Source organism: Georgenia sp. SYP-B2076 (assembly GCF_003991205.1).
Classification (GTDB): Bacteria; Actinomycetota; Actinomycetes; order Actinomycetales; family Actinomycetaceae; genus Georgenia.
The window spans coordinates 287,528-301,809 of sequence record NZ_RXOZ01000011.1 but is presented as its reverse complement, the minus strand read 5'-3'; the positions used below and the strand labels follow the sequence as shown (position 1 = coordinate 301,809).

General features: G+C 74.3%; 13 protein-coding genes. 3 read left to right on the top strand and 10 right to left on the bottom strand.

What is annotated here, in order from left to right:
• The 3 genes from EJK16_RS06205 to EJK16_RS06195 all read right to left on the bottom strand — a co-directional run bounded on the left by EJK16_RS06205 (position 1) and on the right by EJK16_RS06195 (position 3,468).
• Entirely contained in the window at positions 1 to 819 is an 819-nt protein-coding gene (locus tag EJK16_RS06205; protein ID WP_127127395.1) for an amino acid ABC transporter substrate-binding protein, read from the bottom strand.
• 125 nt (positions 820 to 944) lie between these two features.
• Positions 945 to 2,090: a cystathionine gamma-synthase gene (locus EJK16_RS06200; RefSeq protein WP_127127393.1), complete on the bottom strand. Its 1,146-nt coding sequence runs from the start codon at positions 2,088 to 2,090 to the stop codon at positions 945 to 947.
• Between the two features lie 13 nt (positions 2,091 to 2,103).
• Positions 2,104 to 3,468 (bottom strand): cystathionine beta-synthase, encoded by a 1,365-nt coding sequence (locus EJK16_RS06195; protein WP_127127391.1) that lies wholly within the window; start codon positions 3,466 to 3,468, stop codon positions 2,104 to 2,106.
• A gap of 277 nt (positions 3,469 to 3,745) precedes the next feature.
• On the opposite strand from EJK16_RS06195, the gene EJK16_RS06190 reads away from it, so the two are divergent.
• The 3 genes from EJK16_RS06190 to EJK16_RS06180 all read left to right on the top strand — a co-directional run bounded on the left by EJK16_RS06190 (position 3,746) and on the right by EJK16_RS06180 (position 7,256).
• Complete coding sequence (locus tag EJK16_RS06190) at positions 3,746 to 4,513, top strand: FkbM family methyltransferase (RefSeq protein WP_127127389.1); 768 nt, start codon at positions 3,746 to 3,748, stop codon at positions 4,511 to 4,513.
• Positions 4,514 to 4,687: 174 nt separating this feature from the next.
• Entirely contained in the window at positions 4,688 to 5,656 is a 969-nt protein-coding gene (locus EJK16_RS06185) for a manganese catalase family protein (protein WP_127127387.1), read from the top strand.
• Positions 5,657 to 5,861: 205 nt separating this feature from the next.
• Positions 5,862 to 7,256, top strand: a complete 1,395-nt coding sequence (locus EJK16_RS06180; RefSeq protein ID WP_127127385.1) for a sigma 54-interacting transcriptional regulator — start codon at positions 5,862 to 5,864, stop codon at positions 7,254 to 7,256.
• On the opposite strand, the gene EJK16_RS06175 is transcribed toward EJK16_RS06180, so the two are convergent.
• From EJK16_RS06175 to EJK16_RS06145, 7 genes are read right to left on the bottom strand one after another with little or no spacing between them, the layout of a single operon-like run.
• On the bottom strand, positions 7,220 to 7,804 hold the full coding sequence (locus tag EJK16_RS06175; RefSeq protein ID WP_127127383.1) for a hypothetical protein: 585 nt from the start codon (positions 7,802 to 7,804) through the stop codon (positions 7,220 to 7,222). The two genes, EJK16_RS06180 and EJK16_RS06175, sit on opposite strands and share 37 nt — an antisense overlap.
• Positions 7,805 to 7,812: 8 nt before the next feature.
• A complete protein-coding gene (locus EJK16_RS06170) occupies positions 7,813 to 8,580 on the bottom strand; it encodes an amidohydrolase family protein (protein WP_127127381.1) in 768 nt (255 codons plus the stop codon).
• Positions 8,577 to 9,620: an aminotransferase class I/II-fold pyridoxal phosphate-dependent enzyme gene (locus EJK16_RS06165; RefSeq protein WP_127127379.1), complete on the bottom strand. Its 1,044-nt coding sequence runs from the start codon at positions 9,618 to 9,620 to the stop codon at positions 8,577 to 8,579. The genes EJK16_RS06170 and EJK16_RS06165 overlap by 4 nt, the downstream gene beginning before the upstream one ends.
• Positions 9,621 to 9,631: 11 nt before the next feature.
• Positions 9,632 to 11,236 carry a hypothetical protein gene (locus tag EJK16_RS06160; protein ID WP_127127377.1) on the bottom strand — a complete coding sequence of 535 codons (1,605 nt, stop codon included), beginning with the start codon at positions 11,234 to 11,236 and terminating at the stop codon, positions 9,632 to 9,634.
• The gene (locus tag EJK16_RS06155; protein WP_127127375.1) at positions 11,233 to 12,555 is read right to left on the bottom strand and encodes a hypothetical protein; all 1,323 of its coding nucleotides are present in this window, start codon (positions 12,553 to 12,555) and stop codon (positions 11,233 to 11,235) included. Before EJK16_RS06155 ends, EJK16_RS06160 begins: the two co-directional genes overlap by 4 nt.
• Complete coding sequence (locus tag EJK16_RS19805; RefSeq protein WP_205739621.1) at positions 12,552 to 13,496, bottom strand: hypothetical protein; 945 nt, start codon at positions 13,494 to 13,496, stop codon at positions 12,552 to 12,554. Before EJK16_RS19805 ends, EJK16_RS06155 begins: the two co-directional genes overlap by 4 nt.
• 10 nt (positions 13,497 to 13,506) lie before the next feature.
• Positions 13,507 to 14,136 carry a hypothetical protein gene (locus tag EJK16_RS06145; RefSeq protein ID WP_127127373.1) on the bottom strand — a complete coding sequence of 210 codons (630 nt, stop codon included), beginning with the start codon at positions 14,134 to 14,136 and terminating at the stop codon, positions 13,507 to 13,509.
• Positions 14,137 to 14,282: the final 146 nt, after the last annotated feature.

Here is a 14,282-nt window from a genome sequence, read left to right as displayed (position 1 = left end):
TCACTGGCTGACGTCCTCGCCGAACCACTTCTGGGAGATCTCCGTCAACGTGCCGTCCGCCCGGAGGTCGCCCAGGGCGCCGTTGACGGCGTCCAGCAGGCCGGAGTCCTTGCGCATGGCCAGCGCCTGGGAGGTGCTCTCGTCCGTCTCGAACGCGATCTTCACGTCCTTGTCCCCCGTGGACTTCAGGTAGTCGAGGACGGCGAGGTTGTCGTTGAAGGTCAGGTCGATCCGGCCCTGCTTGAGCAGCGCCACCGTCTGGGTGAACCCCTCGACGGGCTCGACCTTCGCGCCGGCGTCGGTGGCGATCTTGTTCCAGTTCGACGTCGCGGTCTGCGCGGCGGTGCGGCCCTTGACGTCCGCCATGGACGTGATCTCGTTGTCGTCGGCGCGCGTGATGACCACACCGGTGGACACGGTGTACGGCTCGGACATGTCGTACTTGGCCTGCCGCTCCTCGGTGATGCTCACCTGGTTCGCGATGACGTCGTACCGGCCGGCCTCGAGCCCGGGGAAGATCGCGTCCCACTGGGTCTCGCTGAACTCCGGCTTGACCCCCAGCTTGTCCGCGACCGCGGTGATGACGTCGACGTCATACCCGGTGAGGTCGTTCGTCGAGGCGTCGTGGAACGTGAACGGGGCGTAGGTGCCCTCCGTCCCGACGCGCAGGACCCCGGACTCCTGCACCTGGGCCAGCGCGGAGTCGGCCTGCGAGCTCGCCGCCCCGGTGCTCCCGCCGCCCGACCCGCCGGAGGAGCATGCCGCCAGGGTCGCCGTCAGTGCCGCCGCCAGGGCGACCGCGTACCGTGCTCGCTTCATGTCTTCTCCTGCGTCTCTCACGGCGCACCGTCGGTACGCCACCGTCAAGCGTAAGGATCCGGGCTGCTCGGATATTTCCGGCGCCGGGCGGCGTCTCACGCAGCGGACGCCCGCCGGCCGCGGGCTCAGAGGCGGGCGAGCGCCTCGTCGAGGTCGGCGACGAGGTCGGTGACGTCCTCGAGGCCTACGGACAGCCGCACCACGTTCTCCGGCACCGCCAGCGCCGTCCCCCGCACGGAGGCGTGCGTCATGGCGTCGGGGTAGCCGATGAGCGACTCCACCCCGCCGAGGGACTCGGCCAGCTGGAACAGCTCCGTCCCCTCGGCGAGGCGGCGGGCGGCCTGCGGTCCGCCCGTCAGGGCGAGGGACATCATCCCGCCGAAGCCGGACATCTGGCGCGCTGCGATGTCGTGGCCGGGGTGCTGCTCCAGCCCGGGGTAGTAGACCCGCTCGACGGCGGGGTGGCCCACGAGGTGCTCCGCGATCGCCTGGGCGTTGGCGCTGTGCTGCGCCATGCGCACCGGCAGCGTCTTGATGCCCCGCACGGTCAGCCAGGCGTCCATGGGCGCCGAGACGGCGCCGACCGCGAACTGGAGGAAGCCCACCTTCTCGGCGAGCGCGTCGTCATCCATCACGAGGGCGCCGCCGAGGACGTCGGAGTGCCCGCCGATGTACTTGGTGGTCGAGTGCACGACGACGTCGGCGCCCAGGTCGAGCGGCCGCTGCAGCGCGGGCGACGCGAAGGTGTTGTCCACGACGACGGTGAGCCCGGCGTCGTGGCCGAGCTCCGCGAGAGCCGCGATGTCGGTGATCTTCATGAGCGGGTTGCTCGGCGTCTCCACCCACAGCACCTTGGTGCTGCCGGGCCGGACGGCGGCGCGGACGGCGCCCAGGTCGGTGAGCTCGACCGCGGTGATCTCGACGCCCCAGGCGCCCAGCACCCGGTCGAGGAGGCGGTGCGTGCCGCCGTAGACGTCGTTGCCCAGGACGACGTGGTCGCCGGGGCGGAGCAGCGCGCGCAGCAGGGTGTCCTCGGCGGCCAGGCCGGAGGCGAACGAGTAGGCGTGCCGGCCGCCCTCGAGCGAGGCGAGCAGCGTCTGCAGGGACGTCCTGGTCGGGTTGGCGCTCCGGTTGTACTCGTACCCGCCGCGCAGCCCGCCGATGCCGTCCTGGACGAACGTGGAGGTCTGGTAGATCGGGGGGATGACCGCACCGGTGGTGGGGTCGAACTCCTGCCCGGCGTGGATGGCGCGGGTGCGGAAACCTGTCATGACAGTCCTTCTCTCAGCCGCCGGCGTAGGCGAGCAGGTCGTGGCGGGTGAGCACGCCGACCGGTTGACCGACGTCGGTGACCAGCAGGGCGTCCACCCCGCCGAGCGCGGCCCGGGCGGCGCCCACCGTCTCGTTGATGCCGATGAGGGGAAGCGGTGGTCCGGCCACCGTCGAGATGGGGTCGCTCATCTGGACGTCCCGGGAGAAGACGAGGTCGACGAGCGCGCGCTCGCTGATGGAGCCGGCCACCTCCCCGATGACGACCGGCGGCTCCGCCAGGAGGATGGGGAGCTGGGAGACGCCGTACTCGGTGAGCATGTCGATGACCTCGCGGACCGTGTCGCCCGGGTGGGCGTGCACGAGGTCGGGCAGGTGGCCCGTCTTGGCCCGCAGCACGTCGGCCACGGTGCGCCCGTCCGGGTCGGGCGAGAAGCCGTGGGAGCGCATCCAGGCGTCGTTGAAGATCTTGCCGAGGTACCCGCGTCCGCCGTCGGGCAGGAGGACGACGACGACGTCGTCCTCGGTCAGGTCCTTCGCGGCCCGCAGCGCCGCGGCCACGGCCATGCCGCTGGACCCGCCGACGAGGATGCCCTCCTCCTGCGCGAGGCGCCGCGTCATGGCGAACGACTCGGCGTCCGTGACGGCCACGATCTCGTCGACGACCGAGGGGTCGTACGCGCCGGGCCAGAAGTCCTCCCCCACGCCCTCGACGAGGTAGGGGCGGCCGGTGCCGCCGGAGTACACCGAGCCCACCGGGTCGGCGCCGACGACCCGCACGGCGCCGCCGGAGACCTCCTTGAGGTACCGGCCGGTGCCGCTGATCGTGCCGCCGGTGCCGACGCCCGCCACGAAGTGGGTGAGGCGCCCGTCGGTGTCCCGCCAGATCTCCGGCCCGGTCGACTCGTAGTGGCTCAGGGGGCCGTTGGGGTTCTCGTACTGGTTCGGCTTGAACGCGCCGGGGATCTCGGCGGCGAGCCGGTCCGAGACGCTGTAGTAGGACTCGGGGCTGTCCGGGGGCACCGACGTCGGGGTGACGACGACCTCGGCGCCGTAGGCGCGCAGCACGTTGCGCTTGTCCTCCCCCACCTTGTCGGGGACGACGAAGACGCAGCGGTAGCCGCGCTGCTGGGCCACGAGCGCGAGCCCCACGCCCGTGTTGCCGGACGTCGGCTCGACGATGGTGCCGCCGGGCGCGAGGTTGCCCTCGGCCTCCGCCGCCTCGATGATCCGCTTGGCGATGCGGTCCTTGCTGGACCCGCCCGGGTTGAGGTACTCGAGCTTGACGAGCACCGTGGCCCGCACGTCACCGGTGACGTGCGCGAGCTTGACGAGGGGGGTGTCGCCGACCAGGTCGACGACGGATTCTGCATACCTCATGGGATGTCCTCTGGTGGACTCGCGGCGACGTGGCTACGAGGGTGGGGCGACGGGCGGCAGGGCTGGGGCGCTGTCGCTCAACAACAGAGGAGGACCACCGAAGACATGCCCGCGACTGTAGCGGACGGTTCCCGGATCCGGGAACCGTGCCCGGCACCCGGCGCGCGCCGGCGACGCCCGCGGGATCCGGGGCCGCCCGGCGGCGACCCCCGAAACCGGGCGACGACACGGGGCCGTGGGCCGGGCGCGCGGCGCGCCCGGGTGTCATGATTCCGCGATGACGCACCGACGTCTCGCCCGCGCGCAGGGCCTCGCGCGCTCGCTGGTCATGTCCTACGGCACCGACTGGCGCAAGCGCCGGATGGCGGAGTTCTACCGGGCCTTCCTCGGGCCCGGCGACCTCGCGTTCGACGTCGGCTCGCACGCCGGGAACCGGGTGCGGGCCTTCCGCCGGATCGGGGCCAGGGTGGTGGCGGTCGAGCCCCAGCCCGACCTTCTCGCCGTCCTCCGGCTGCTGTACGGCCGTGACCGGGAGGTCACCATCGAGCCCTGCGCGGTCGCGGCGACGCCGGGGCAGGGACGGCTCCAGCTCAGCACGCGCACCCCCACCGTCTCGACCCTGGCCCGGTCGTGGATCGACGACGTGCGCAGGGACTCGACGTTCCGCTCGACCCGCTGGGACGAGGAGATCGTGGTGCCGCTGCACACCCTGGACGAGCTGATCGAGCGGCACGGCGAGCCGCAGTTCTGCAAGATCGACGTCGAGGGGTTCGAGCTGGAGGCCCTCACGGGCCTGAGCCGCCCGCTGGCCGCCCTCTCGTTCGAGTACATCCCGGTGGTCATGGACCGGGCGGTTGCCTGCGTCCAGCGGGTCCGCGAGCTGGGCGACTACCGGTACACCTTCTCCCGGCTGGAGACGTTCCGCTGGGCCACCTCCGAGTGGCTCGACGCCGACGCCGTCGGCGCGGCGCTGAGCGCGCTGGACCCGGCCGAGCGCCCGGGCGACGTGTACGCGGTGCGCGCGGACCGGCCGCTGCCGGCGTAGTGGCGGGGTCCGTGCATCCGGTACCGGAGCTGCCTGCCGGGATCGCCGATCCCTGGAGGGTCATCTCGGGATGCCGATCCCCGGGTCGTGCGGAAGCGTGGGCGACGACCTTGCGGTGACATCTCCGCAGCGTGGGACCGACGTCGCCGCTCTTCGCTCGAGCCGGAGGACAGTATGTACCTGCACGTGCAACGCCTCATCAACGAGATCGTCGCCGACGAGCCCGACCCGGCGGCCGCCAACGCCCTGCAGGAGGGGCTCGGCGGGCAGTTCGGCGAGATGCGGACGATGATGCAGTACCTGTTCCAGAGCATCAACTTCCGGGGACCCGCCGGCAAGCCGTACCGCGACCTGCTCCAGGGCATCGGCACGGAGGAGATCAGCCACGTCGAGCTGATCGGGACCACCATCGCGCGCCTGCTGGACGGCTCCCCCCGCTACAACGGCAAGCCGACCGACCCCCTCGACACCCCGGGCGCCGGCGGGGCGACACCGCTGAGGATCGCGCTCGACACCAGCAACATCCACCACTACCTGGTCGGCGCCCAGGGGGCGCTGCCCGTCGACGCCGCGGGGAACCCGTGGAGCGGCAGCTACGTGTACAACTCCGGCAACCTCGTGCTGGACCTGCTCTACAACCTCATGCTCGAGTCCACCGGCCGGCTGCAGAAGTGCCGGATCTACGAGATGACGGACAACAAGACCGCCCGGTCGACCATCGCCTACCTCATCGTCCGCGACCAGGCGCACGAGAACGCGTACGCACGCGCCCTCGAGACCCTGGGTGTCGACTGGGCGAAGGCCTTGCCCATCCCGAAGACCAGCGCGGAGAAGTTCCCGGAGGTCAAGAAGCTGCTCGACCTGGGGCTGCAGAGCAAGCAGTACACGTTCGACCTCATGAGCGCCTCAGAGGCGGGCCGGATCTTCCAGGGCATGTCGCCGTCGAAGGACGGCACCGAGCTCATGGCCGCCGAGCAGGCCCCTGAGGGCGTGCCCGCCACGATCGCCGAGGAACGGTTCGAGGAGTTCTCCCCCGGGCTCGATCCCGAGCTGCTCGCGCTGATCCAGGCCACGGCGGACATGGAGATGGCCGAGGTCCTGCCGCTGTACGGGCCCGTCCCGCCGTCGGCCGAGACGAAGTAATCCTGCGGGCGGTCAATGCGAGGCTGAGTAGCCGGCGCCCCCGGTCGTCCCGACCGGGGGCGCCGGCGCGCGCCGAGGCCCTCCTCGCCGAGCTGCTGCCCGCGCCGGCCTGACCCGCGGCGGTCACCGCCGACGCCGCCGCCCGGTAACGGCGCCGTCACGCCCGGCCCCCCAGACTGTCAGTCCGAGTCGCGGGAGGCAGGGGGTGCCTGTGGCGTGGCTGCGCGTGCTGGCACGACGGACCGACACCGTCCAGGGCCTCGTCGGCGCGCTGCTGGCGGCCGGCCTGGTCGAGGAGCGGGAGGGCCCGGAACCGGGTGTCGTCGTCGCCGACGGCGCGTCGGACGAGCTGCTGGCGACGCTGGCCGGCGGCGGACGGGTCCTCGTGGCGGTGACCGGCGAGGACCTGAGCCCGTGGTGGCTCCTGGAGGCCGGCGCGGCCGATGTGCTCCGCGCCCCGGGCGCCGACGCCCGCGAGGTCCTGGTGCGCCTGGAGCGGTGGGCGGCCGTGGAGGCGCTGGTCGACTCCGCCGAGGTCCGCTCGATGGCCGTCGGGGCGTCGCCCCGCTGGCGCGACCTGCTCCGTGACGTGGTGGAGATCGCCCGCTTCACGCACTCGCCGGTCCTGCTCACCGGGGAGACGGGGACGGGCAAGGAGGTCGTGGCGCGCCTCGTCGACCGGCTGGACTCCCGGTCGGGCAAGCCCGAGCTCCAGCTCGTGGACTGCACGACCGTCGTGCCCACGCTCCTGGGCTCGGAGCTCTTCGGGCACGAGAAGGGCGCGTTCACCGGCGCGTCGGGCGCGCGGCTGGGGGCCTTCGCGCTCGCCGACGGCGGCACCCTCCTGCTCGACGAGGTCGGCGAGCTGCCGACGGACCTCCAGCCGGCCCTGCTGCGCGTGGTGCAGGAGGGGACGTACAAGGCCGTGGGCGGCACCCGCTGGCACCGGGCCCGCTTCCGGCTCGTGGCGGCCACGAACCGCGACCTCCTCGCCGAGGCGGAGGCCGGCCGGTTCCGCCGCGACCTGTACTACCGGCTGGCGGCGGCGACCGTGCGCGTGCCGCCGCTGCGGGAGCGACCCGAGGACATCGTCCCGCTCTTCCGTCACTTCCTCGCCGCCGCGCGCCCGGGCGAGCCGGCGCCCGGCATCACCCCGGAGGTCGCCGCCGTCGTCACCGACCGGGACTACCCCGGCAACGTCCGGGACCTGCGCCAGCTGGCGGTGCGGGTGGCCGCCCGCCACGTCGGCGACGGCCCCGTCACGCCGGGCGACCTGCCGCCCGACGACCGGCCCGCCGTCGGCGCCGTACCCACCACGCGGGCGCGCGGGTGGGCCGACGACCTCGCCGTCGCCGTCCGCGGCGCGCTCGTCGCGGGCGTGGGGCTGCGCCGGCTCAAGGAGACGACGGCGGCGCTGGCGACGGAGGTCGCGCTCGCGGAAGGGGGCGGCGCGGCGGGCGCCGCGCGGCTCCTGGGGGTCAGCCGTCGCGCCGTCGACTACCGCACCGCCGGCGGGCGGGACGGTGCGGCGCCCGAGGGGGGCGGCCCGCCGGCGGCGCCCGGTCAACGCGGCGCCGACAGCTCCCCGGCGAGCTCGTAGAGGTACTCGGCGAGCTCCTGCCAGCGCACGTCCGCCCCCGTGGCCACCGGGTCCTTGCGCGCGGTCAGGTGCCGCTTCGGCCGGAGCCCCTCGATGAAGGCCCGGCGGACCAGCGGCTCGAAGGCCGAGCCGCGCACGGTGGGCCCGACGACCTGGAGCCAGCTCTTCATCTCGGGGTGCGCGGGCACCGCGATGGACGTCACCTCGTGCCACGTGCCCAGGCCGTCGACCCACGCCCGGCCCCCGCGGGGCAGCTTGCTCGGCGACCGGCTGCCCGGCTGGAGGATGCTGGCGCGGGGGCGCAGCGCGTAGACGGTCAGCGTCGACGAGCGCGGCCGGTAGACGTACGTCAGCAGCACGGGCTCGTCGCCGGCGGCCGCCGCCGCCGCGTGCCGACGCAGGTCGCGGATGCCCTCACGGATACCCGCGTACGTGTGCGCCTTGATCTCGCCGAAGCCTGGCGTGCCGCGGTAGCGGAGCGGCGGCTGGAGCCGGCTGGGGGTGGGGGCCACCTCTTCCTGGAGGAGCTCGGCGGGCTGCATCGACATGGGTCCTCCTAGGGGATGGCGGCCGGGACCGGCCGGTGGCTGTCGCGGCGCACGCCGCGCATGAGACGGGTGATGTTGCCCCCGAGGACCAGCGCGCGGGCGGGCGGGTCCAGCCCGAGGGCGAGGACCTTGGTCAGCTCCACGGCGGGATGGAGGAACGGCCCGTCGGTGCCGAAGATGACCTTTCCGGGGCCGGCGCGCCGGGCGGCGTCCTCGAGGACGTCGAAGTACCGCACGCCGGAGGTGTCGCCGAAGACGTTGGGCAGGCGGACCAGCTGGTCGACGAACGCGGTCTGCGCCTTCCAGTCGTCGGCGAAGGACGACAGGTGCGGGATGATCCACGCGACGTCCGGGTAGGCCCGCGCGACCGTCTCGACCGTCCCGGTGTCCCCCGCGGGGTCGTAGATGACGGGCAGGGCGCGGGCGCGGGCGACGTCGGCGATCTCCCGGGTGATGTGGCCGTCGCGCCAGTGGACCTTCAGGCCGCGGAACCCCCACCCGTCGACCGCCTGGTGGACCATCTCGGCCACGTGGCCGCGGTCGGCCGTCGGGCTCACGAACGCGAACCCGGTGAGCCGGCCCCGGGAGCCGTGCACGAGCCGCGCGACCTCGGCGTTTGCCCGCGGGTAGTCCGAGGTGAGGGGCGCGAACACCACGGTGCGGTCGATGCCGGCGGCGTCCGCCCGCCGCAGGTAGGTGCTCAGCGGCGCCGCGGTGTCCCAGGGGCCGGTCAGCCCGTCGCCCGTGCCCGCGTGGCAGTGCGCGTCGACGATCATCGGCCCGTGGCCGCCGCCAGCGCGGCGGCCACCTCCTCCGCGGCGCGGGGGTCCAGGTCGGCGCGCAGCGCGAGGGACAGGGTGACGGCGGGCAGGCACCGCGGCGCCAGCAGCAGGGCGCGCACGCCCTGGGCCAGCAGGCGGGCGTGCAGCCGCCGGGTGCTCTCCGGCGTCGGGCCCCTCGTGTGCACGACCGGGAACGGCAGGCCGAGCACCGGCAGCCGCAGGCGGCGCAGCGCGGCCCGGACCGCGAGGACGAGCCGGCCCAGGCGTGCCCGCCGTCGCTCGTTGCCGCCCGGGTCGCCCGTGGCGGCACGGGCGGCGAGGAGGTCGACGGCGCTGGGCGGGCTGGCGTGCACCCGGGTGCCGATGGTGCGCAGCCGCGCGACCGTCCCGCCGGGCCCGCTCGTGACCGCGAGCGGCGCCCCGTACGCCTTGGCCAGGGACGCCACGAGCACGGCCGCGCCGGGGCGCCCGCCGAGCCAGGCGAACGTCCCGCCCCCGCCCCGCCCGAACGGCGGGCCGCCCGCCCCCCGGTGACCGAGCACCCCGAGGGCCTGGGTGTCGTCGACCAGGAGCACACCCCCGCACCGCCGCGCGAGCGCCTCGAGCTCCAGCAGCGGCGCGGGATGGTTGCACCCGCCGCACCAGCCGTCGGTGAGGAGCAGGACGCGCCCGCCGGACCGGGCCACCACGCGCCGCGCGTCCGCGGCGTCGTGGTGGGCGAAGGTCGCCAGCTGCCCGCGGCCGCCGAGCAGGACCCGCGCGGCGGCGAGCTCGGCGAACGGGTAGGCCGCGGCGTCGACGACGACGGCGTCGGGCCGCTCGAGCTCGATGACGTCGCCGAGCGCGTGGAGGGTGGAGCGGTGCACCACGCCGGCCGCGGCGCCCTGCGTGCGCGCCACCCGCCCGGCGACGGCGGCGGCGGCGGGCGGCTCGTCGAGCGCGGCCGGGCGGCCGGTCGTGAGCCGGTCCCACCCCCCGAGCTCCGCCGACGCGTGGCGGAACCCGAGGAAGCTCGCGGACGTGAGGTCGAGCACCGCGCACCGCCCTACGCCCGGCGGGCGGGCTGCAGCCTGCGCGCGAGGAGCAGCGCCGGCATCGTGGCGTCGACCGTCTCGGACAGGTCCACCCCGGTCACGGCCCGGTAGGCGTGGACGTAGCGCTGGATCTGCGGGCGCAGCGCCCGGGCCCAGTTGGCCGCGCTGGCGGCGTCGAGCGACGTGTCGTTCCAGTTGCCCCAGCGGATCGTCAGGAGCAGCTGCTCTCCGTAGACGGCGAGCTCGTGGAAGTGCGTGATGCTGGTCGGGCTCCACCCGAACAGGTTCTTCATGGTGTCGACCCGGTCCATCCACGGCTCCTCGTACGGCATCATCGGCCGGCCGCCCAGGAAGTCGCGCATCTCGGGCTGGGCGAGGATCTCCTGCATCACGAGCATCTGGACCCGCGCCTCGGTGGGGAGGTCGCCGAACTGGTTCTCCGCGCCCTCCGCCATGACGAGGTGGGTGTCCCGCAGGGCGTTGAGGACGGGGAACGGGTCCGCCACCACGGTGGTGTCGTCGTCACGGTGGAAGAACTTGTGGGCCTCGTGGAGCAGGGCGTGGAACGACTCGAGGAACCGGTTGCGGCGCTCGACGTACAGGCCCCGCCCGGGCACCGCGCGTCCGATGAGGTCCAGGCCGTACTCGAACTCGTACTCCGCCGCCCGGCGCCGCACCGTCAACCGGGAGACCTCCTCCTCCGCGAACGTCCACAGCAGGTGGCGGAGCGGCCGCAGCGGGTGGAGGTCGAACCGCGCGAGCGGGTTCGGGCCGGGCCCCACCCGGCGGTTCTGGAAGCGGGCGAGGATGAGGTTGAGGCTCTGCACGAGGCCGCCCTCCTCCTGCCAGTAGCTCCAGATGAGCTCGACGGGCAGGGGCTCGTCGAGGATCTGCGGGTCGAGCGCGGACAGGACGTCCCGGTTGTCGACGACGTCGGCGTAGCGCTCCGCGACGTTGGCCACGTACGGCAGGACGCCGTTCTTGAAGTACCGGTCGGTGGGGTCGATCACCTCGGACCACCGCGCCTGCGCGAGGAACTCCCGCGTGATGTCGACGAGGCGGTCGTACGCGTTGGGCGCCAGGACGCGCTCGCGGGAGCCGAACCGCGCGCGCACGTAGGCGTCGTAGAACTCGAACTGCCGCTGCCGGGACCCGGCGAGGACCATCCTCGTCAGGACCTCGTCCCCGGTGGGCTCGGTGGCCGTGCGCGTGAGGCGGACCGTCGTCGCCGGCGGCTCCTCCACGGCGTCCGCGGCGGCCACGTACTGGAAGGCGAGCTGCGTGTCCAGGACCCAGGTCGCCGGGTCGGTCTCGTCGTAGCTCGCCGGGGCCGGCTCCGTGCCGGCGGGCTGGTGGCGGATCTCGAACAGGTACGGCCCCGATGCCTGGTCCACCAGCAGGTCGTGGATGTCGAGGTCCGCCTCGGCCTCGGTCCCGGCCAGCTCGATGACGCCGACCGCGTCCCCGGCGGCGGCACGCAGGACGCCCCCGTAGGTCCGGTCCGGCAGGAGGTGGGCCATCCGGAAGACGACGGAGCCGGCGTCGACCCGGCCCAGCCTGATGCTCACGGGCTGCTCCGGCGTTCCGGCGGTGGCCCTGGCGCGCGGTGGTGTCATGGGAGTTTCCTTTCTAGCTGGGCGGCACGGGTGCCGACGGCGGAGGGGACGCGGGCGTCGCGCTCGAGGACCTCGAGGCTGCCTCGGACGGCCCAGGCGGTGAGGACGGAGGAGAGGACGTCGCTCTCCTGGTCGGCGCTGACCCGGCCGGCGGCCCGCGCCTGGCCGACGGCGGCGAAGACGAGCGTGGGCGGCAGGCGCGCGACGATGCCGAGATCGTCCCGCCAGGCGGCGTGCATGGCCAGCAGCTGCTCCGGACGGCGGCGGCGCAGCGGCATGATCTCCGCGAGCGCGCGCCCGCCCAGGCTGGGCGGGCGGTGGCCGGCGAGCAGCCGCGCCATGGCCGGCACCGTGGGCTCGAGCTCCGCGACGGCGCGCGCGTGGTCCGCCGGCAGCCCGCCGGTGGGATAGAAGGCCCGCCACGTCTCGGCCATGCGCCGCCACTGCGGGTGGGGGTAGAGCACGTCCCCGACCGCCGCGCTGAGCAGCACCCGCAGGTACGGCGTGGGGTGCGGGTCCTCCCCCGACGGGCGGAAGACGAAGTACCTCGGCAGGCTGACGACCGCCATGAGGCCGAGCGTGGCGGAGATCCCGAGCTTGCCGACCGCCCAGAAGTCGGCCACGCACTCGGAGACGGTGCGGTGCCAGGTCTCCCACGCTCCGCCGTCGCCCCGCGCCCGGATCTCCGCGCGCAGCGACTCGACGAGACCCAGGAGGGCCGCGGCCTGGTGCCCGACCTCGTGCACGAGGGACGAGGCGACGCCATGCCCGACCATCCGCTCGCGCGGGACGCGGATGATCGCCACCGGGCTGAGGCGGCCGCCGGGCAGCCGGGTCCGGGCCCGCCGGATCGCGGCGCCCGACCCGCGGGCGAGATAGCAGATCTGCGGCGGCAGCTGCGGGTGCGGCGCGGGCATCCGCAGCGCGTCGGCCGCGAGGTGGTCGAGGCCGGAGAGCCACACACCCGTGGTCTGCTCGCTGCGCTGCGTGAGCACCTCGGCGAACATGTCGAGCTGAGACAGGACGTCGTTGAACCGCAGCCGGATGACCACGAACCGGCGCTGCTGCTCCTCGGGCGGCGCGCCCCGGCCCGCACCGTGGAGCCACCCGAGGAAGCCGACGACCTCACGCCGCAGCGCCATGCGCCCGTCGAACAGGAACCGCTCGATGGCGCGGTGGGCCTGGTAGGGCAGGTTCGCCGCGACCACCATCGTCTCGGTCAGCACGAACGGCCGCACCTGCCCGAGACGCACCAGCAGCGCCTCCGCCTCGACCTCGAGCAACCGAGCGGTGGTGGCGGTCACCTGCAGGGCGGTCATGGGTACTCGAACCCCCCGCCGTCGTCGCCGTCCCACGTCTGGCCACCGCCGTCGCCCCAGGCGGCCGCCCAGGGGGCGAAGTCGTCGGCCGCCGGGTACGCGGGGTAGTAGTAGCCGCGCGGCGCGCGGCGCCGCCCGTAGCCCTGGCCGCCGTAGCCCTCCTGGCCGTAGCCCCCCTGGCCGTAGCCCCCCTGGCCGTAGCTCCCCTGCCCGTAGGCCTGCTGCCCGTAGCCGGCCTGGCCGCGGCCGCCGTACGACTGGCGGGGGGCCTGCTGGTGGCCCCGGGCGCCGTAGCGCTCGTCGCGGCGGGACCGCCAGCCCTGGGAGGAGCCGCGGAGCAGGGCGGGGGCGTAGCGCCGGGCCGCCGTCGTGGCGGCGGTGCGGGCCACGACGCCCGGGGGGACGTTGGGCGGTGCGGCGGCGGCGTACCGGACGGTAGCGCGCCCGAACCGGACGAACCGGCGCGCGGCCTCGTACTCCGCCTGGACCTCGCCGAGCATCTCCTGCTCGTCGACCTCGAGCAGCTTGGAGGCCATCGACCCGAGCTTCCCGCCGATCGCGGTGCCGACGCCGGGCGCCACGAAGCTCCCGATGGCGGAGCCGACCACGGGCAGCGCGGTCTTGGCGACGCTCTTCAGGACGCCCAGGACCGACTTGCCCACGCTCGACTTGAGGAACTTGCCGGCGCCGCGGACGAGGCTGCCGAGGAACTGGTCGAGCTCCTCCTCGTTGGTGATCTCCAGGAGCTCCTGGGCGAGGGCCGTCTCCCCCTCCTCGGACTCGCCCGCGTACTCGCCCTCGTCCTCCTCCTCGCCCTGGAACAGCTCGCCCTCCCCCTCGCCGGCCCAGCCCGTCTCGTACCCCGGGCCCTCGCCGACGAGCTCCCACTCCTGCAGGCCGCCCTCGCCGGCCCAGGCGTTCTCGTTCTCATAAGCGGTCATGACCCCACTCCTAGGCGTTCAGGATGACGATGGACGAGCCGCGCCGCACCCAGCGCCCGGAGCGGGGGCGGCGCGGACCGCCCTGCCCCGCGCCCGGCGGGCGCAGCCGCTGGACCACCGGGACGAGCCCCGGGAGGTGACGGGACGCGGCGATGGTCGCCGCGCGCGACGCCGCCACGGCCGCCGGGACGGTCGGCGGCGCCGCCACGGCCGTGCGCGCCATCTCGTCGGCGAAGCGGACGAACCCGCGGGCGGTCTCGAACTGGCGGTCCTCGGCCGTCATGCCCTCGACCTCGAGCCCCAGGGTCTTGCCCACGAACGCGCCGGCCCGCTGGCCGGCGGCGCCGCCGGCGCCGGGGACGAGGTAGTTCCCGAGGGCCTGGCCGACCTGGGGCAAGGCGGTCTTGGCCGCGCTCTTGAGCAACCCGCCGACGGCCTTGCCGGCGTCCGAGGCGAGGAAGGAGCGGCCGGCCTTCACCGCGCCGCTGAGCAGCTTCCCGAGGAACTGGTCGAGCTCCTCCTCGTTGGTGACCTCCAGGAGCTCGCCCGCGAGCGCGAGCTCACGGTTGTCCGCGAACTCTCCCTCGAAGGTCTCCCCCTCCTCCTCGGTCTCGAAGAGCGCTCTGTCGATGTCATGCATGGCCCAGCTCCCTCCAGTCGCAGCGGCACGAGACCCGACACCCTTCGATATGCACGTTCCGTGCCAGGGCGGCGCGCGAAGCGGCACGAGGGGACTTACGCCCGCCCCGAGGGCCGCCCGGCCACGCCACCGGAAGCACGCTTCGC

Bases quoted from the DNA above. Each gene is read 5' to 3' on its own strand.
- EJK16_RS06205 (WP_127127395.1), bottom strand. From the start codon at position 819: ATGAAGCGAGCACGGTACGCGGTCGCCCTGGCGGCGGCACTGACGGCG.
- EJK16_RS06200 (WP_127127393.1), bottom strand. From the start codon at position 2,090: ATGACAGGTTTCCGCACCCGCGCCATCCACGCCGGGCAGGAGTTCGAC.
- EJK16_RS06195 (WP_127127391.1), bottom strand. From the start codon at position 3,468: ATGAGGTATGCAGAATCCGTCGTCGACCTGGTCGGCGACACCCCCCTC.
- EJK16_RS06190 (WP_127127389.1), top strand. From the start codon at position 3,746: ATGACGCACCGACGTCTCGCCCGCGCGCAGGGCCTCGCGCGCTCGCTG.
- EJK16_RS06185 (WP_127127387.1), top strand. From the start codon at position 4,688: ATGTACCTGCACGTGCAACGCCTCATCAACGAGATCGTCGCCGACGAG.
- EJK16_RS06175 (WP_127127383.1), bottom strand. From the start codon at position 7,804: ATGTCGATGCAGCCCGCCGAGCTCCTCCAGGAAGAGGTGGCCCCCACC.
- EJK16_RS06170 (WP_127127381.1), bottom strand. From the start codon at position 8,580: ATGATCGTCGACGCGCACTGCCACGCGGGCACGGGCGACGGGCTGACC.
- EJK16_RS06160 (WP_127127377.1), bottom strand. From the start codon at position 11,236: ATGACACCACCGCGCGCCAGGGCCACCGCCGGAACGCCGGAGCAGCCC.
- EJK16_RS06155 (WP_127127375.1), bottom strand. From the start codon at position 12,555: ATGACCGCCCTGCAGGTGACCGCCACCACCGCTCGGTTGCTCGAGGTC.
- EJK16_RS19805 (WP_205739621.1), bottom strand. From the start codon at position 13,496: ATGACCGCTTATGAGAACGAGAACGCCTGGGCCGGCGAGGGCGGCCTG.
- EJK16_RS06145 (WP_127127373.1), bottom strand. From the start codon at position 14,136: ATGCATGACATCGACAGAGCGCTCTTCGAGACCGAGGAGGAGGGGGAG.